The following is a 16,707-nucleotide window of genomic DNA, read 5'->3' on the forward strand; positions in this document are numbered from 1 at the left end:
GCTCAGGATGCGCCGGCGCGGTAGCCGACGCCGCGCACGGTCATGACGATCTTGGGGTTGTCGGGATCCTCTTCGACCTTCGCGCGCAGCCGCTGCACGTGCACGTTCACCAGGCGGGTGTCTGCCTTGTAGTGGTAGCCCCAGACCTGCTCGAGCAGCATCTCCCTCGTGAAGACCTGCTGGGGCTTGGAGGCGAGCGCGAGCAGCAGGTCGAACTCGAGGGGCGTGAGGTTGACCCGCTCCTCGCCGCGCTTGACCTCGTGGCCGGCCACGTCGAGCGTGAGCTCGCCGACCTGCAGCAGGTCGGGAGTCGAGTCGGGCACGGGGCGGAGACGCGTGCGGATGCGCGCCACGAGCTCCTTGGGGTTGAACGGCTTCACCACGTAGTCGTCGGCGCCGGACTCGAGGCCCTTCACCACGTCTGCCGAGTCGGTGCGCGCCGTGAGCATGATGATGGGAGTGCCGGACTCGGCCCGGATGAGGCCGCAGACCTCGATGCCGTCGAGACCGGGGAGCATGAGGTCGAGCAGCACCAGATCGGGCTTGGCCTCGCGGAACGCGGCGAGCGCCTCGGAGCCGTCGGCGCAGAAGACCGGATCGAAACCCTCGGCGCGCAGCACGATGCCGATCATCTCCGCAAGGGCCGTGTCGTCGTCGACAACGAGAATGCGAGGGTCCATGGCGACCACAGTAGCCGAGCGGCTCAGGGCGGAGGCCGAGAAAACTCCGGGCGAGTGTGAAAGCATGGAGGAGGTAGGACGTGGTCGGTCGACACCGGCGCTGGGGGTTCGAGGGACAGCGATGAGCGAGAACGACACGTGGGCGGCACCAGGGGCCGACAAGGGCGAGCCGAAGAAGGCGCCCGAGCAGCAGCCTGAGCAGCAGGCGCAGGCGACACCGCCGGCACCGCCGCAGCACGGGGAGTACGCGCCGCCATCAGCGCCCCCGGAACAGCCCCAGTACGGGCAGTACGCGCCGCCATCAGCGCCCCCGGCACCGCCGCAGTACGGGGAGTACGCGCCGCCATCAGCGCCCCCGGAACAGCCCCAGTACGGGCAGTACGCGCCGCCATCGGCGCCCCCGGCACAGCCCCAGTACGGGCAGTACACCCCACCGCCTGCGCCTCAGGCGCAGCAGCAGTACGGGCAGTACCCGCCGCCTCCGCCCTACCCGCAGCAGCAGCCGGCGCAGCCGCAGTATGAGCAGCCCTACGGGCAGCCTCAGTACCAGCAGACTCAGTTCGGACAGCCCCAGTACCAGCAGCCGGGCTACCCGCAGCAGCCGTACGGGCAGCCGCAGTACGCGCCTCAGGACGGCACTCCCGCGTGGGCGCAGCAGGGCTACGCGCAGCCCACCGCCACCGGTTGGGCTCCCCCGCCCAAGCCAGGGCTCATCCCGCTGCGCCCCCTCGGTTTCGGCACCCTCCTCGGTGCCCCGTTCCAGGTGGTGCGCCGCAACCCGAAGGCCACCTTCGGCAGCGGCCTGATCGTGCAGCTCCTGATCGTGCTGGTCACGGTGCTCTTCGTGGGTGCCGCCGCCGTCTGGGCCGGCGCCCGCACGGTGTCGGCCGTCGGCAGCGACCTCGACGCCATCGAGGCGGGCAACGTCGCCATCATCGTGGTCTCGCTGCTCGTGCCGCTCGGCCTCTCGCTCTTCGCCTCCGCGCTCCTGCAGGCGGTGCTCGTGCTCGAGGTCTCGCGGGCGACCCTCGGCGAGAAGCGGCGGCTCGGCGAGCTGTGGAAGGCCGCCTTCCGGCGCATCCTGCCGCTCACCGGCTGGTTCGCGCTCATCGCCCTGGCCGTGGTGATCGTGATCGGCATCGTGGTGGGCCTCATCGTGCTCGCGACCGTGCTCGGTGAGACGGGCATCGTGCTCGCCGTCGTCGGCACGGTGCTCGTCGGCCTCGCCGCACTCGTGCTCGGCATCTGGCTCGGCACCAAGCTGGCCCTCGTGCCGAGCCTCATCGTGCTCGAGAAGCTCGGTGTGTTCGCGGCCATGCGGCGCTCGTGGGCGCTCACGAGGGGCAACTTCTGGCGCACCTTCGGGGTGATCGCGCTCGTCTCGGTCATCCTCAACTTCGCCACGCAGATCCTGTCGACGCCGTTCTCGTTCCTCATCCCCATCGTCGCGACGCTCATCGACCCGAACAGCTCCGGCTCGGGGATCGTGGCGATCATCGTGCTGTACTTCGTGTTCCTCGCCTTCACGATCATCCTCTCGGCGCTCACCTCCGTGGTGCAGGCCGCGACGGTCGCCGTGGTCTACCTCGATCTGCGCATGCGGCAGGAGGGCCTCGACATCGAGCTCACCCGCTTCGTGGAGTCGCGGCAGGACGGCGACGAGTCGTGGCCCGACCCCTACCTGCCGCGCCGCAAGGTCTGATCCGCTCCCATGTCGCCCTTCGTTCTCGCTCTGAGCTCGCCCCTGGGCGCGCTCACCGGTCGCGCCCCCGGCGAGGTGCCGGTGGAACCGGATGCGGAGACCGCCAGGGAGTGGCTGCTGGGCGAGCTCAGCAAACCGCCGTACCAGGCCGCTCGTCCGAGCTGGTTCGACCGGGTGGCCCAGGGCATCGGGGAGTGGCTCGACTCGCTGCGGGTGCCTGACGGCGCCGGACTGACGGGGCTCGTGCCGCTCATCGTGGTGCTCGTGGTGGTGGCGCTCATCGTGGTGGCGTTCCTCGTGTTCGGGCGACCGCGCCTCAACCGGCGCAGCCAGGTGCAGCCGGGGTCGCTCTTCGGCGCCGACGACGCCAGGTCGGCAGCTGAGCTGCGGGCCTCGGCGGCCCGCGCCGCCGCCCAGGGCGACTTCACGGTGGCCGTGGAGGAGGCGTTCCGCGCCCTCGCCCGCCAGTTGGCCGAGCGCACCGTGGTGCTCACGGCCCCCGGCACCACCGCCCGCGACTTCGCCGGGCGGGCGGGTGAGGCGTTCCCCTCCCGACGCGATGAGCTCGTGGGCTGCGCGCTGCTCTTCGACGGTGTGCGCTACCTCGGCGAGACTGGCACCCACGCGCAGTACGACCGCGTGACCGCTCTCGACCGGCAGCTGCAGAACGAGGGGCCGGTGGCGATGGATCGCGTCGACCACGAGGTCGTGCGGTGAGCCTCGGAACCACGGGAGCGCCGGCCGTCGCTACCGCGGAGACACCGCGCGTGCGCTCCACCGCGCGTCGCGCCGTCTTCTGGGTCGTCGTGGTCGTGGCCGCCCTCGTGGTGGCCGTGCTCACCGTGGTGCTCGGGGCATCCGCCACTCCCGACACCGACAGGTACTCGATCGAGAACGCCGGCCCCACCGGATCGCGCGCCGTGGCCGAGGTGCTCAGGCAGCAGGGCGTCGACGTGGTGGGGGCGGCGAGCCTCGAGGAGGCCACGGCGGCCCTCGACGGCGCCGGCGGCTCCGGCGGCGCGGGTGCCGACGCCACGCTGCTCGTGGCCGACGTCTACGGCTACCTCGACGACGACCGCCGCGCCGAGCTCGCCGACCTCGTGCGCTCCAGCGGGGCCGACCTCGTGCTCGTCGAGCCGTGGTCGAGCGACCTCGACGTGCTGGCGCCCGGCATCGCCAATGCGGGATCGCCCGAGGGCGACGACATCCTCGAGGCCGGCAGCGGTTGCGGCATCGAGGCCGCCGAGCGCGGGGGCACCATCACCGCACCCAACGCCACCTACCGCCCGGTCGCCGCGGGCGGAGACGCGAACGGCGGCGAGGTCGACACGTGCTTCCTGGCCGGATCGGGCGACTCCGGCGACGCCTTCGCGCTCATCCGCTCGACCACCGCGAACGGCACCGTCACGGTCTTCGGGGGCGGCGACTCGCTCACCAACGGCCTCGTGGCGCAGGAGGGCAATGCGGCTCTAGCGCTCGGCCTGCTCGGTGGCGACGAGACGCTCGTCTGGTACATCCCCGGCTACGACGATCTCGCCCTGGACGGCGAGGCCCCCGAGACCCTCGGAACCCTCACGCCGGTGTGGGTGACCCCCGTGCTGCTGCTCCTCATCCTCACCACGATCGCGGCCGGCATCTGGCGCGGGCGGCGCTTCGGCCCCGTGGTGGTGGAGAACCTGCCGGTCACGGTGCGCGCGAGCGAGACCATGGAGGGCAGGGCCCGGCTCTACGCCAAGCACAGCGCGCACGGGCGGGCGCTCGACGCCGTGCGCATCGGCACGATCACCCGGCTGACCTCGATGCTCGCTCTGCCGCGGTATGCGGGGGTGGTGGAGGTGAGCCGCTCGGTCGCCGCCGTGACGGGCCGGCACGTCGACGAGGTCTACGACACGATCGTGGGCGCGGTGCCGCGCTCGGAGGCCGAGCTGCTCGCGCTCTCCGACCGGCTGCTCCTGCTCGAGCAGGAGGTGAGCCGTGCCACCACCCCGCGCTGACGCCGCGCGACCGGATGACCGGAGCGGCTCCCGAGACAGCACCAGAGACAGCCCCATGACAGTGAGGACAGGCCGATGACAGACACCACCACCCCCGCGGGAGCGCCGTACGGCGAGCCGCAGCAGTACAGCCCCGAGCAGCTGCGGCAGAGCCTCGCGCGCGTGCGGGCCGAGGTGGGCAAGGCGGTCGTGGGCCAGGACGGCGCCGTCACGGGCCTCATCATCGCGCTGCTGGCCCGCGGCCACGTGCTGCTCGAGGGTGTGCCCGGTGTGGCCAAGACACTGCTCGTGCGCTCGCTCAGCCAGGCGCTCAGCCTCGACACCAAGCGTGTGCAGTTCACCCCCGACCTCATGCCGGGCGACATCACCGGATCGCTCATCTACGACGCCAAGGCCGGCGAGTTCTCGTTCCGCGAGGGGCCGGTGTTCACCAACATCCTGCTCGCCGACGAGATCAACCGCACTCCCCCCAAGACCCAGTCGGCCCTGCTCGAGGCCATGGAGGAGCGGCAGGTGAGCGCCGACGGCGTGACGCGGGCGCTGCCCGATCCGTTCCTCGTGGCGGCCACGCAGAACCCCATCGAGTACGAGGGCACCTACACGCTGCCCGAGGCGCAGCTCGACCGTTTCCTGCTCAAGCTCGTGCTCGACCTGCCCGAGCGCGACAACGAGGTCTCGGTGCTCGAGCGCCACGCCAACGGCTTCAACCCGCGCGACCTCGTGGCCGCGGGCGTCACCCCCGTGCTGAGCGCGGCCGAGCTCACCGCGGCCCAGCAGGCGGTGCTCGGGGTGCAGGCCTCGCCCGACGTGCTGGCCTACATCGTGGACCTCGCCCGGGCCACGCGGCAGAGCCCCTCGGTGAAGCTCGGGGTGAGCCCTCGCGGCTCCACCGCGCTGCTCGCCTCCGCGAAGGCCTGGGCGTGGCTCAACGGATCCCCCGGCATCACGCCCGACCACGTGCAGGCGATGGTGCTGCCGGTGCTCCGCCACCGCATCCAGCTGCGGCCGGAGGCGGAGCTCGAGGGCGTCTCCGTCGACGCGATCCTCCGCAGCATCCTCACGCAGGTGCGGGTGCCCATTTGATCAGGGTGCTGGCTGCGCCAGAAACCTCTCGCCTTCGGCGAGGGGCTTCTGGCGGTCGCGCCGGTCCCTGCCCGGCGCGAGGGGGCGTGTTCGGCTCCGGTCGCTGGCGCGGCCGGGGCCTCACCTTGGGTCGTCGAGTGGGCCCCGTTGCGTTCTGCTACGTCGGGGCTCGTCGGGTGGGCGCTGTTGCGTTCGGGCCTGGCTCGGGGCGGGGCTCGGCGTGAGTGTTTCTGGGCGGTTCGTGGGGCTGCTGGCTGCTGGGGTGGTGCCTGTGGTGCTGCTCGGGGAGATCTACGGGGAGCCGTATGCGGCGCTGCTCGGGTGGATCGGGCTGCTCGTGGTTCTTCTCGTCGTGGATCTGCTCGTGGCGGCGTCGCCCCGGGCGCTCGCGCTCGAGCGGGTGCTGCCTGCTCGCGTGCGGCTCGGTGAGACGACGTCGAGCACCCTCTACATCACGAACACCGGATCGCGCACCCTGCGCGCGATCGTGCGCGACGCCTGGCAGCCCTCGGCGGGGGCGTCGACGACGCGCACCCGCGTCGGCATCCCCGGCGGCGAGCGTCGTGCCATCACCATCGGCCTGACCCCGTTCCGGCGGGGCGAGCGGCGCACCGAGCGCGTCACCGTGCGCTCATTCGGGCCTCTCGGGCTCGCCGCCCGGCAGACGACCCTGCGCTCCGAGGGGCGCATCCGCGTGCTGCCTCCCTTCAACTCGCGAAAGCACCTGCCCTCGAGGCTTGCCCGGCTGCGGGAGCTCGACGGGCGCACGAGCGTGATGATCCGCGGGCAGGGCACCGAGTTCGACAGCCTGCGCGAGTACGTGCGCGGCGATGACGTGCGCTCGATCGACTGGCGCGCCACCGCCAGGCACACCGACGTGATGGTGCGCACGTGGCGACCCGAGCGGGATCGGCGGGTGGTGATCGTGATCGACACCGGCCGCACCCAGGCCGCGCGCATCGACGACGAGCCGCGCATCGACACCGCCTTCGAGAGCGCGCTGCTGCTCGCCGCGCTCGCCTCGAGGGCGGGCGACCGCGTGGACCTCATCATGTACGACAGGCGACTGCGCGGGCGCGTGCACGGTGCCTCAGGGCCGGAGCTGCTCTCGCGCATGGTCGACGCGATGGCGCCGGTGGAGCCAGACCTCATCGAGATGGACTGGACGGCGGTGCCCGGCCTCGTGCGGCAGGTCACCACGCAGCGTTCGCTCGTGGTGCTGGCGACGGCGATCGACTCCCCCGGCATCTCGAGGGAGCTCATGGCGATCGTGCCGCAGCTCACCCGCAACCACACGGTGCTCGTGACCTCGGTGACCGACCCCGACGTGGCGGCCGGAGTGCTCCGCCGCACCGACCGCGAAGAGGTCTACCGCGCCGCGGCCGCCGAGCGAGCCCTCCTCGACGTGGCCCGAGTCACCACGGTCCTCAAACGCTACGGAGCCGACGTCATCACAGGCGCCCCAGCCGACCTCCCGCCGGCCCTGGCAGACCGCTACCTAGCCTTGAAGGCCGCCGGCAGGCTCTAGCCACCACGGCAGCAGCACCGGGAGAAACCCACCCCCAACACCGCACCACCGCGCAAGCCACAACGCGACCAGGCCCTACCCAACGACCCAAGGTGAGACCGACGCCGCGAAGCGACGTCGGCCTCACATGTCGCCTGCGCCGCACAGGGGGCGGCGCAGCAAAACCCCGTTTCTGCTGCGGGGGCCGTGCTTCGCGCGGCCTCCGCAGGCTGCGCCGCCGCTTCTGCGGCGCAGCGCGACATGTGAGCGGCCGGTCGCTTCGCGGCCAACCGCTCACCTTGGGTCGTCGAGTACGGCCTGTTGCGAATTCAGCCGGCCACTAGTTGTTTCGCGCCTGCTTCGAACTCTTCGAGGTCGCCGGTGTGGCCTGCCTTGGCCGCGCGGCCGCCGATGAACAGCATGTAGAACAAGAACGCCCCCAGCGCCAGCGCCCCGATGCCGATCTTCACCGTCCACGGCCACGGCGCCGGCGTCACGTACCCCTCGATGACTCCCGAGACGAAGAGCACGAACACGAGGCCCACCGCCACGGTGAAGAGCGACCGCCCGTTCTCGGCGAGGGACTGGCCGCGGGTGCGCGCACCCGGCGCCACCCACGCCCAGAAGATGCGCAGCCCCGCCGCAGCGGCCACGAAGATGGCCGTGAGCTCGAGCAGACCGTGCGGCATGATGTAGAGGAAGAACGTGTCGCCCTGGCCGAACTCGAACATGACGGCCGCGTTGACGCCGAGGTTCTGGGCGTTCTGGATGATCACGTACGGCACGAAGATGCCCAGGATGCCGAACGCGATGCACTGCGCCGCGATCCAGGCGTTGTTCGTCCACACGAGCCCTGTGAACGACGCCGCAGGGTTCTCGGAGTAGTAGTCCACGAAGTCCTCGTCGGCGAGCTTCTGCAGATCCTCGTTGTCGCCGAGCGCGGCCATGACCGCGGGGTTCTGCGAGATCCACACCGCGTAGAGCGCGGCGATCACCACGGTGGCCAACGCCACGGCGAGCGTGAGCCAGCGCAAGCGGTACAGGGCCGCCGGCAGGTGGATGGCGAAGAACATCGGGATCTGGCGGAGGATGTTGGCTCCGGCACCCGTGAACCGCAGGCGGGCCCGCGAAAGCGAAACCGACAGTCGGTCGCCCTGACGCGTGGACCCCGCAACGGTCTTGATGGCGGAGAGCTGGGTGGCACCCGACTGGTAGCGCTCGATCAGCTCGTCGGCCTCCCGGCCCGAGTACTCCCGCCGTCGACCGAGTTCATCGAGACGATCCCATTCATCTCGATGGGCGGCGGAGTAGGCGTCGAGGTCCATCTGCTTAAATGATAGGCATGACTGAGGCGTATGCCGACGACGAACTTCTCACCGGCGAGGCGGTGGCACTCGATGTGCGCCCCGCGAGCTTCCTGCTGCGCAGCGCGAGCGGCGCGATCGACTTCCTCGTGTCGGTGGTGCCACTGGCCGTCACCCTCTATGTCTTCTTCGGTGTGCTGTTCGCCGGCGAGGGCATCGACCAGGCTCTCGGCCAGGCGCTCTTCACGGCACTGCTCGTGGGCTTCCTGGTGGTGCTGCCCATCGTGGTCGAGGTGGCCTCCCGCGGGCGCTCGCTCGGCAAGCTCGTGATCGGCGCCCGCATCGTGCGCGACGACGGCGGGGCCATCTCGCTCCGGCACTCCGTCATCCGGGGCCTCACGGGCTTTCTCGAGATCTTCTCCACCCTCGGCTCGATCGCCTTCATGAGCTCGCTGCTCAACTCCCGCTCGAAGCGGCTCGGCGACCTGCTCGCCGGCACCTACAGCCAGCACGAGCGGGTTCCGGCCGCCCTGCCCTTCGATGTGGCGGTGCCGCCGCCCCTCGTCGTCTGGTCGCAGACGGCGGATGTGGCGAAGCTGCCCGATCGACTGTCACGGCGCGTGGTGCAGTTCCTCACCCAGGCCGGCAGCATGACGCCGGCCACGAGCGAGCGGCTCTCCGCCGAGCTCGCGGGCGAGGTGGCACCCTACGTGGCGCCGATCCCGAACGTGCACCCGCACCTGTTCCTGCTGGGCGTGGCCGCGATGCGCCGCGACCGGGAGTACCGCGCGCTCATGATCGAGCGCGAGCGCCTCGCGACGGTCGATCCGGTGCTGCACGGCCTGCCGAACGGCTTCCCCGACCGCTAGCGCTGAGCGGCCGGGGGGCCGCTGCTAGTAGCGGTAGTGGTCGACCTTGTACGGTCCGTCGACGGCCACACCGATGTAGGCGGCCTGCTCGGGCCGCAGCGTCGTGAGCTCCACGCCGAGGGCGTCGAGGTGCAGGCGCGCGACCTTCTCGTCGAGGTGCTTCGGCAGCACGTACACGCCGATCGGGTAGTTCTCGGGGGTCACGAAGAGCTCGATCTGCGCGAGCACCTGGTTGGTGAACGAGTTGCTCATCACGAAGCTCGGGTGGCCCGTGGCGTTGCCGAGGTTCATGAGACGGCCCTCGGAGAGCACGAGCACGCTGCGACCGGTAGGCAGTCGCCACTCGTGCACCTGCGGCTTGATCTCGACCTTCTCGGCGCCGGGCACCTTGGCGAGGCCCGCCATGTCGATCTCGTTGTCGAAGTGGCCCACGTTCGCGATGATCGCGAGGTGCTTCATGGCGAGGATGTCGTCGACCCCGATGACGTTGACGTTGCCGGTGCCGGTCACGAAGATGTCGACCTCCGAGATGACCGACTCGAGCCGCGCCACCTGGAAGCCGTCCATGGCCGCCTGCAACGCGCAGATCGGGTCGACCTCGGAGACGATCACGCGAGCGCCCTGGCCCTTGAGCGCCTCGGCGGCGCCCTTGCCCACGTCGCCGTAGCCGACCACGAACGCGACCTTGCCGCCCATGAGCACGTCGGTGGCGCGGTTGAGGCCGTCCGGGAGCGAGTGGCGGATGCCGTACTTGTTGTCGAACTTCGACTTGGTGACCGAGTCGTTGACGTTGATGGCCGGGAAGAGCAGCTGCCCGGCGGCGGCCAGCTCGTAGAGGCGGTGCACACCCGTGGTGGTCTCCTCGGAGACGCCCTTGATCTCGGCGGCGATGCGCGTGAAGCGATCCGGGGTGGAGGCGATCGAGGCGCGCAGCAGGTCGAGAATGACCGCGTACTCCTCGCTGTCGTCTGCACCCGTCTCGGGCACGGCACCGGCGAGCTCGAACTCGCGGCCCTTGTGCACGAGCAGGGTGGCGTCTCCGCCGTCGTCGAGGATCATGTTCGGGCCGATCCACTCGACCGGAACCCCGGCCTCCGCCTCGGCGGCGGCCTCGGCCGACCAGTCGAAGGCGCGGTCGGTGCACCACCAGTACTCCTCGAGCGTCTCGCCCTTCCAGGCGAACACGGGAACGCCGGCGGGCTCCTCGACGGTGCCGGTGGGGCCCACGACCATGGCGGCTGCCGCTTCATCTTGCGTGGAGAAGATGTTGCAGCTCACCCAGCGCACCTGAGCGCCGAGGGCCGTGAGGGTCTCGATGAGCACCGCGGTCTGCACCGTCATGTGCAGCGAGCCCATGATGCGCGCGCCGGCGAGCGGCTGCGTGGGGCCGAACTCCTCGCGGAGGGCCATGAGCCCTGGCATCTCGTTCTCGGCGAGTCGGATCTGGTGGCGGCCGGCCTCCGCGAGCGAGAGGTCGCGCACCTTGAAGGGAACGGCGACACCGGTGGTCGGGGCGAGGGTGGCAGAAGTCATGCCCTCATTCTCGCAGATGAGGATGCATTGCGGCCGTGAGCGGCGCACCGCGTCGCGCGCCCGCCGGGCGGCTCAGCCTGCGGGGACGTGCCGCAGCACCTGCCAGCCCTGCGGGGCCGTGAGGCGCTCGATGTGGCGCGCGCACAGGTCGTAGGTGTGCGGCTCCGCGATGGGGCTCAGCGGCCCCACGACGATCATGGAATCGGCGTAGTCGTAGGTGAGCGTGGTGGTGGCCTCACCTCGGCACGAGGGCCTGGAGCATTCCCGGTTCGTCATCGGATCGAGCCTACCCGCGGGCCCCCCGACGCCCCGCAAGGCGCACGCGTGTCGCGCGCCGCCTCTCCGACCGCGCATCCGCCTAGACTTGCCGCATGCCCAGGTCTCGTCGAGCGCCGCGTTCCGCGGCCGTCAGGGCTCGCACACGCAGCAGGCACGGGCGTGAGCTGCGCTCCTCCGCCACCGGCCCGCACCTGCCCTTCCTGCGCACCCGACTCGACCTGTTCGAGTCGACGGTCGCCTCCACCGCCGAGTACCTGCGGAGCATGTGGCCCAACGAGCTCGCGACCGTGAGCTTCGAGGTGGCGCCGATGCCCTTCGGCTCGTTCGGATCTCCCGACCACGTGGACCGCTGGTCGGTCACGAAGAACCGGGTCATCATGTTCCGGCTCCCGATCGAGCGGATGTCGCACCTGCACCGCGACGACGAGGTGCACAAGCGGCTCGCGATCGAGTCGTGCGTGTTCCGGGCCGTGGCGGAGCTGCTGGGCAAGGATCCGTGGGATCTCGCGCCCGACCGCTTCCGGCACTTCTGAGCCGGCGCCCTACGGGTAGACGACCACCGACGACGCCGCGGGGTTCGGCGGCGAGACGGCGTACGACGACGACTGGCCGTCGGCGAAGTAGGTGACCGTTGCCGACACGGGGGCCGAGGAGGTGACCGTGTAGGAGGATCCGGCGACGAGGGGCACGTACCGGCCGCCCGGCACGATCGTGACGGCGGTGACCGCTCCGGTCTGGTCGGTCATCGTGACCTCGGCGGGGGCGTCGTCGACCGTGACGAGGTGCAGTCGCGGGCTCGGACCGTCGGCGTTGGCCACGAAGAAGCGACCGTCGAGCGGCTGCAGCGACTGGTACCAGGCGAAGTCGAGGCTCTCGTTGCCGATCGTGGAGGTGCGGGCGCCCATGACGAACGGCACATCCGACTCGGCCTCGATGGTGTACACGCCGTCGGGGATGTCCTGCAGCGGGAACTCGGTGACGACGCCGGGGGTGAGACCCACCTGGTACTCCGTCTGCGCACCGCCGTCGCGCTCCTCGGCGACACGGATGGTGACCGAGGCGGGCTCGCTGCCCGGCACGAACAGGCGCAGCACGCTCTGCAGGTCGGAGTAGTCGGCATCAGCGAGTCGCTCGGAGATGGTTGAGGTACCCGAGACCCGCACACCCGAGACGGTCTGCGAGGGGGCGGGCGGGGCGGTGGCGCCCGCGAGCTCCACTCCGCCGGGCTCGAGACCGCGCACGATGCTCTGCTGCACGGCCGCGGTGACCGCGCCCACGCTCGCCACCACGTGCACGACGGGGGCGGAGACATCCGGAGCGAGACCGGCGAGCGAGAGGATGCGGGTGGACCGCGCGGCCACGTCGATGTTCTGGGCGCCGGGAGAATCGATGGCGCCGGCGTCGCCGTAGATGGTGAGGTCGACGACGCTCGCGACGTCACCGGGGTTGGAGAGGATGACGAAGCTCGTGCGACCCACCGTGGTGGAGCCGGCCACGAGCCAGCTGTCGGCGCTCGCCTCACCGCACGCCGTGGCGGCGAGGCCGACGAGCTCGGGGGTGGCGACGCTCTGCGACTGGGCGGCGGCGAAGAGGGTGCCGGCGTCGGCCGGGTCGGCCGGGTCGCCCTGGGCGGCGGCGAGGGCGATGCGGGCCGGGGCCGTGGTCTCGTTCGTGATGACGTCGTCGGGCGAGAGCAGGGAGGATCGGTCGAGCGCGACCGCCGGGTCGGATGCGGCGGCGAAGACGGTGGTGGTGCCCACGCTCGAGATGGCGGTGGCGTCGGCACCGGTGTCGTCGGAGAGTCGCACGAGGGGCCCGGCGCACGCGCGGACCTCTTCGGCCGGGGCCGGATCGACGGAGAAGGAGGCGGGCACGGCGCTCACCTCGGGCAGAGGGAGCACCACGGTGGCGGCGGCGACCGCCACGAGGGCGGCTGCGGCGACGATCCCGGTGACGATGCGCGCGCCGGTGGCGACGAGCTTGCGATCAGCGGCCATCGGTCGGTCCCTCCTCGGGAGTGGGGGTTCTCGGGGCGTCGGGAGCCTGTGTGCCGGATCCGGTGGTGCCGGTGCCGGTGGTGGGGCGCCCGACGTGGAAGCCCGCCTGCTCGGCGGCCTGGCGGTCCAGGGCCTCGCGGATGCTCAGCACGGTCTCGTCGTTGGGGTCGTAGTCGTCGTACCCGGCCGCGGTGGAGGACTCCTCCGCCGCTGGGGCGGACTCTGCAGCTGGCTCGGGCTCGGGCTCGGGCTCGGGGGCCGGCTCGGGCTCGATGAAGACCACGGGCTCGGCGTTCTCCTGCGGGTGGGGAGAGTCGGAGACGGGCTCGCCTTCACCTTCGGGCGCCGGCTCGACGAAGAGCACGTCGTCGGGTGCCGATGAGGGCGCCGGTGCCGGTTGCGCTTCCGGCTCGGTCGAGGGGCGCTCGTCTGTGACGTACTCGGCGGCGTAGGTGCCTGCCGCCGTCTTCACGGGTTCGGCGGCCGCGACCGGCTGGCCCGGCGCGACCGAGTCGGCCTCTGAGGGGACCGGCTCGCTGTCCGTCGCCTGGTCGCTCTCGGCGCCGTGCTGGCGGGAGGCGAGCACGGCCGCGGCGATCGCGGCGCTCGGCGCCGCCTCGGGCAGTTCGGGATGGCCGGGGGTGGGGCGGGCACCGGCGCCTGCGCGCCCGGGCTCGTCGCGTCCGGGCTCGTCGCGCACGGGCTCGTCGCGCCCGGCATCGGCAGCGACGCCGTCGGGGGTGTCGAGGGATTCGGGCTCCTCGCCCACGGCGACGCGGTCGTCGTGCTCGGTGCCCTTCTCCTCGGCCAGCTGCTCCTCGGCGGAGTCGGCCGAGGCCACGTGCGCCGTTCCGCTCACGGCCCGGCTGCCCTGCACCTGCAGTCGCCCGGCCGGCAGGGCCAGCAGCAGTGCGATGCCGAACACGAAGGCCTGCACCACGAGCACGAGCACTCCGAAGGGCGTGCCCGTGTTGGTGGGCGTGGGCGCCTGCAGCGTGGCGAGCGTGCCGTCGCCGGAGACCTGCCACAGCGCACCGGCGAAGGTGTCGCCGATGAACGTCAGCTGCGCGTTGCTGTTGAGCGCGCTCGTGGTGCGCGAGACGATGGCCTGCGAGGCCGACGACGACGCATCGGACGCCGAGGGGTCGGTCTCCGCCGCCGGCTCCAGCAGCACGAACTCGATGCCGAGCGCGGTGAGGCGCTCCGAGACCTCAGCACCGCTGATGGAGGCCGCGTTGCCCACGATCTCGGCGATCTCGGCGCGGTTGCTGAGCTCATCCGCCCCTGCACCCGATGCCGCTCGAGAACCGGCGCTGCCGCCGCCCGCTTCGGCCGCGTAGTCGGCGGTGGAGGCGAGCGTGGACTGCTGCGACAGCGTGGGCCCTGCCCCGTGCACCACGGTCGCGCCGAGCGCGCCGTCGGCCTGCGGGACGAGCCGCAGGGTGCCGACACGGGGGTTGGTGGCCGATTCGGCCGTGACGTAGGCGGGCAGCTCACGGCCGTCGCCCGGCACGACCTGGGCGGTGCCGAGCAGCACCCCGAGCCCCATGGGCAGTGCGAGCACGCCCACGGCGATCGTGGCGACCACGGCGGGCACACCCGTGAAGCGGGGCAGCGCGGCGAGCCCGAAGACCGCGGCACCGCTGAGACCGAGCCAGTACAGGCTGAGACCGGATCCGGGCCAGATGGTCACGGCCTCGGCGCTCGACGTGGCGAGGGCGAGCTGGCCGGCGAGCACGGCGGTGGCGAATCCCACGATGGCGATCACCATGCTGATGACCGGCCGGTAAGAGCCGGGCAGCACGAGCGCGGCCAGGGCCAGCAGGCCGAGCGGCACGGTGAGCACGGCCACCACGACGAGCACGGCGCCCGAGTCGATCCCGACGCCGCCGGCGAGCGACTCCCAGCCGCCGAGGCCGGTCTTCGGCAGTCCGAGCAGCAGCTCGAGCACCGGCACCTGATCGCGGGCGACGGGCAGGCCGGGGTCGGCGAGGAGCGCGAGGGGTGTGCCCCGCTCGATCTGGTCGATGATGAGCGGCCCGAACAGCGCGAGGGCCGGGATCGGGATGCCGATGAGCCGCATCACGTTGCGGCGGCTCGCGACGGTGGCCACGATCCAGAGCAGCACGAGGGCGGGCAGCAGCGAGGGTGACACCGCGAGCACGGCGGCGAAGAGGATGGAGGCCATGGCCGACGCCGACCAGGAGCGCGGGGCGGCGAGCACGGCCAGCACGAGCCACGGCAGCAGCAGGTGGGCGAGGATCGCGCCGATCTGGCCGGAGTCGAGTGCCCCGAGGAACGGCGGCGCCACCACCCACAGCACGGCCGCGACGCTGCGGAGGAGCGGTCGCTCGGTGAGGTGCGCGGCCAGGAACCAGCCCGCGAGAGCCGCGAGCGGCAGAGCCAGCAGGTAGAGGCCCACGATGGCGAGCGAGGGCGACCAGAAGGTGAGGGATCCGATGACGGCGATCACCGCGGCGAACGGATCGGCGGCACCCACGAACCCGAGGCCCGTGTCGCGGAACCCGGTGCCGATCTGCGCCCACAGCCCGCCCGCGGTCGGATCGAGCGGCAGCGCTCCCCCGCCCGTGATGGCGGAGGCCCCGAAGACGGGGATGAACGCCACGAGCCCCACGAGGAGCGCCACGAGCACCGTGACGACACCGCCGGAGGAGATGAACTGGATGCGGTCGCGTGCGCCGCGCAGGTAGGTGAGGGCGATCTCGCGCTGCAGCGAGCGGCGTCGACGGATCTCGTCTCCCGGCATGCGGAGGGGCGCGATGGCCTTCCACCCCACGCGCTTGGAGGCCTTGAGCCGCTTGCGCGCCTCGCCGATCCGCGATCCGAAGGCCGTCTTGAACGCAGCGGCGAACTCGCCGCCGATGGCGCCCGGCTGCTTGCGCACGAGCTGGAAGAGCGACCGCGCGATGGCGAGCGGAACGAGCGAGAGCCAGTGGAAGACCACGGCGAAGGGAGGTGCATAGACGAGCCTGCGGTGAAGCTGGGCGGCACGGCGGGCGGTCTGGCGCTTGCGACGCACCGAGCCCCTGGTGGAGCGGCCGGGATCGGAGAAGCCGTCGCCGTCGGTGGCCACGCGGGCGGCGGGCACCGCCATGACGCGGTGGCCGGCGAGGCGCACGCGGATGGAGAAGTCGAGCGCGTTGTCGGCCGTGGGCAGTGCGGGGTCGAACCCGCCCACCTCGTTCCACACCGTGTGCCGCACGAGCAGGCCGGCGGCACCCATGCCGAGCACGTCGCTCAAGCGGTCGTGCTGCGCCTGGTCGAGCTCGGTCTCGACGATCGGCACGCTCGCGCCGAGGCTCGTGATGGTCTCGCCGAACTCGGCGATGTAGTTGCGGTCGCTCCACTCCATCTGCTTGGGGCCGGCGGCGGCCACGGAGGGGTTGACCTCCACGGCGGCCAGGAGGGCCGCGAGGGCATCCGGCTCGGGAGCGGTGTCGTGGGCGAGCAGCCAGAGCCACTCGTTCTCGCTCTCGGGCGGGGGCGCCACACCGAGGGCGTGCTGGATGGCGGTGCCGAAGCTCAGCCGGCTGGACTCCGAGATGAAGCGTGTGGGCTGGGCGGCCGCGAGGAGCGAGGAGGAGGCGTCGGTCGACGCGCAGTCCACCACCACGAGCGCGTCGGGCGCGCGGGTCTGCGCCGCGATCGCTTCTAAGGTGCGCGGAAGGTGGTCGGCTCCGTTGGAGGCGACGAGAACGGCTGTGACTCGGGCGTGCATCGCACTGACCCTAAGCGACC

13 protein-coding genes are annotated in these 16,707 nt (G+C 71.7%); 7 read left to right on the forward strand and 6 right to left on the reverse strand.

The genetic code is table 11. The features are described 5' to 3' along the window. Positions 1 to 2: 2 nt before the first annotated feature. Entirely contained in the window at positions 3 to 680 is a 678-nt protein-coding gene (mtrA, locus tag ACEXQC_RS07305) for an MtrAB system response regulator MtrA (protein WP_374819970.1), read from the reverse strand. A 121-nt stretch (positions 681 to 801) separates the two neighbouring features. Between mtrA and ACEXQC_RS07310 the strand changes: the two genes are divergently transcribed. The 5 genes from ACEXQC_RS07310 (at position 802) to ACEXQC_RS07330 (ending at position 6,987) form a co-directional block, all read left to right on the forward strand. Then, positions 802 to 2,382 carry a DUF7847 domain-containing protein gene (locus ACEXQC_RS07310; protein ID WP_374819972.1) on the forward strand — a complete coding sequence of 527 codons (1,581 nt, stop codon included), beginning with the start codon at positions 802 to 804 and terminating at the stop codon, positions 2,380 to 2,382. Between the two features lie 9 nt (positions 2,383 to 2,391). Further along, entirely contained in the window at positions 2,392 to 3,099 is a 708-nt protein-coding gene (locus ACEXQC_RS07315) for a DUF4129 domain-containing protein (RefSeq protein ID WP_374819974.1), read from the forward strand. Further along, positions 3,096 to 4,376, forward strand: coding sequence for a DUF4350 domain-containing protein (locus ACEXQC_RS07320; protein WP_374819975.1), 1,281 nt, complete (start codon positions 3,096 to 3,098; stop codon positions 4,374 to 4,376). The genes ACEXQC_RS07315 and ACEXQC_RS07320 overlap by 4 nt, the downstream gene beginning before the upstream one ends. A gap of 75 nt (positions 4,377 to 4,451) precedes the next feature. After that, entirely contained in the window at positions 4,452 to 5,459 is a 1,008-nt protein-coding gene (locus tag ACEXQC_RS07325; protein ID WP_374819977.1) for an AAA family ATPase, read from the forward strand. A gap of 220 nt (positions 5,460 to 5,679) precedes the next feature. Beyond that, positions 5,680 to 6,987, forward strand: coding sequence for a DUF58 domain-containing protein (locus tag ACEXQC_RS07330; protein WP_374819979.1), 1,308 nt, complete (start codon positions 5,680 to 5,682; stop codon positions 6,985 to 6,987). A 308-nt stretch (positions 6,988 to 7,295) separates the two neighbouring features. Here ACEXQC_RS07330 and ACEXQC_RS07335 read toward each other — a convergent pair whose 3' ends face one another. After that, positions 7,296 to 8,291 (reverse strand): stage II sporulation protein M, encoded by a 996-nt coding sequence (locus ACEXQC_RS07335; protein ID WP_374819981.1) that lies wholly within the window; start codon positions 8,289 to 8,291, stop codon positions 7,296 to 7,298. Between the two features lie 17 nt (positions 8,292 to 8,308). Here ACEXQC_RS07335 and ACEXQC_RS07340 point away from each other — a divergent pair, with 17 nt between their 5' ends. Further along, positions 8,309 to 9,139: an RDD family protein gene (locus ACEXQC_RS07340; protein WP_374819983.1), complete on the forward strand. Its 831-nt coding sequence runs from the start codon at positions 8,309 to 8,311 to the stop codon at positions 9,137 to 9,139. Between the two features lie 24 nt (positions 9,140 to 9,163). Here ACEXQC_RS07340 and ahcY read toward each other — a convergent pair whose 3' ends face one another. Both ahcY and ACEXQC_RS07350 read right to left on the reverse strand, forming a co-directional pair. Then, positions 9,164 to 10,672, reverse strand: coding sequence for an adenosylhomocysteinase (gene ahcY / locus ACEXQC_RS07345; protein WP_374819985.1), 1,509 nt, complete (start codon positions 10,670 to 10,672; stop codon positions 9,164 to 9,166). 72 nt (positions 10,673 to 10,744) lie between these two features. Beyond that, on the reverse strand, positions 10,745 to 10,948 hold the full coding sequence (locus ACEXQC_RS07350; RefSeq protein ID WP_374819987.1) for a DUF3499 family protein: 204 nt from the start codon (positions 10,946 to 10,948) through the stop codon (positions 10,745 to 10,747). A 95-nt stretch (positions 10,949 to 11,043) separates the two neighbouring features. Here ACEXQC_RS07350 and ACEXQC_RS07355 point away from each other — a divergent pair, with 95 nt between their 5' ends. Further along, a complete protein-coding gene (locus ACEXQC_RS07355; RefSeq protein ID WP_374819989.1) occupies positions 11,044 to 11,484 on the forward strand; it encodes a metallopeptidase family protein in 441 nt (146 codons plus the stop codon). A 9-nt stretch (positions 11,485 to 11,493) separates the two neighbouring features. On the opposite strand, the gene ACEXQC_RS07360 is transcribed toward ACEXQC_RS07355, so the two are convergent. After that, positions 11,494 to 12,948 carry a DUF5719 family protein gene (locus tag ACEXQC_RS07360; RefSeq protein ID WP_374819991.1) on the reverse strand — a complete coding sequence of 485 codons (1,455 nt, stop codon included), beginning with the start codon at positions 12,946 to 12,948 and terminating at the stop codon, positions 11,494 to 11,496. Then, positions 12,938 to 16,687 (reverse strand): glycosyltransferase, encoded by a 3,750-nt coding sequence (locus ACEXQC_RS07365; protein WP_374819993.1) that lies wholly within the window; start codon positions 16,685 to 16,687, stop codon positions 12,938 to 12,940. The genes ACEXQC_RS07360 and ACEXQC_RS07365 overlap by 11 nt, the downstream gene beginning before the upstream one ends. Positions 16,688 to 16,707 lie beyond the last annotated feature (20 nt).

The sequence above is a fragment of the Herbiconiux liukaitaii genome, from assembly GCF_041927495.1.
GTDB lineage: Bacteria > Actinomycetota > Actinomycetes > Actinomycetales > Microbacteriaceae > Herbiconiux > Herbiconiux liukaitaii.

What these genes read in the sequence shown, in the direction of transcription:
- mtrA (WP_374819970.1), bottom strand. Translation starts at nt 680, where the DNA reads ATGGACCCTCGCATTCTCGTTGTCGACGACGACACGGCCCTTGCGGAG.
- ACEXQC_RS07310 (WP_374819972.1), top strand. Translation starts at nt 802, where the DNA reads ATGAGCGAGAACGACACGTGGGCGGCACCAGGGGCCGACAAGGGCGAG.
- ACEXQC_RS07315 (WP_374819974.1), top strand. Translation starts at nt 2,392, where the DNA reads ATGTCGCCCTTCGTTCTCGCTCTGAGCTCGCCCCTGGGCGCGCTCACC.
- ACEXQC_RS07325 (WP_374819977.1), top strand. Translation starts at nt 4,452, where the DNA reads ATGACAGACACCACCACCCCCGCGGGAGCGCCGTACGGCGAGCCGCAG.
- ACEXQC_RS07335 (WP_374819981.1), bottom strand. Translation starts at nt 8,291, where the DNA reads ATGGACCTCGACGCCTACTCCGCCGCCCATCGAGATGAATGGGATCGT.
- ACEXQC_RS07340 (WP_374819983.1), top strand. Translation starts at nt 8,309, where the DNA reads ATGACTGAGGCGTATGCCGACGACGAACTTCTCACCGGCGAGGCGGTG.
- ahcY (WP_374819985.1), bottom strand. Translation starts at nt 10,672, where the DNA reads ATGACTTCTGCCACCCTCGCCCCGACCACCGGTGTCGCCGTTCCCTTC.
- ACEXQC_RS07350 (WP_374819987.1), bottom strand. Translation starts at nt 10,948, where the DNA reads ATGACGAACCGGGAATGCTCCAGGCCCTCGTGCCGAGGTGAGGCCACC.
- ACEXQC_RS07355 (WP_374819989.1), top strand. Translation starts at nt 11,044, where the DNA reads ATGCCCAGGTCTCGTCGAGCGCCGCGTTCCGCGGCCGTCAGGGCTCGC.
- ACEXQC_RS07360 (WP_374819991.1), bottom strand. Translation starts at nt 12,948, where the DNA reads ATGGCCGCTGATCGCAAGCTCGTCGCCACCGGCGCGCGCATCGTCACC.
- ACEXQC_RS07365 (WP_374819993.1), bottom strand. Translation starts at nt 16,687, where the DNA reads ATGCACGCCCGAGTCACAGCCGTTCTCGTCGCCTCCAACGGAGCCGAC.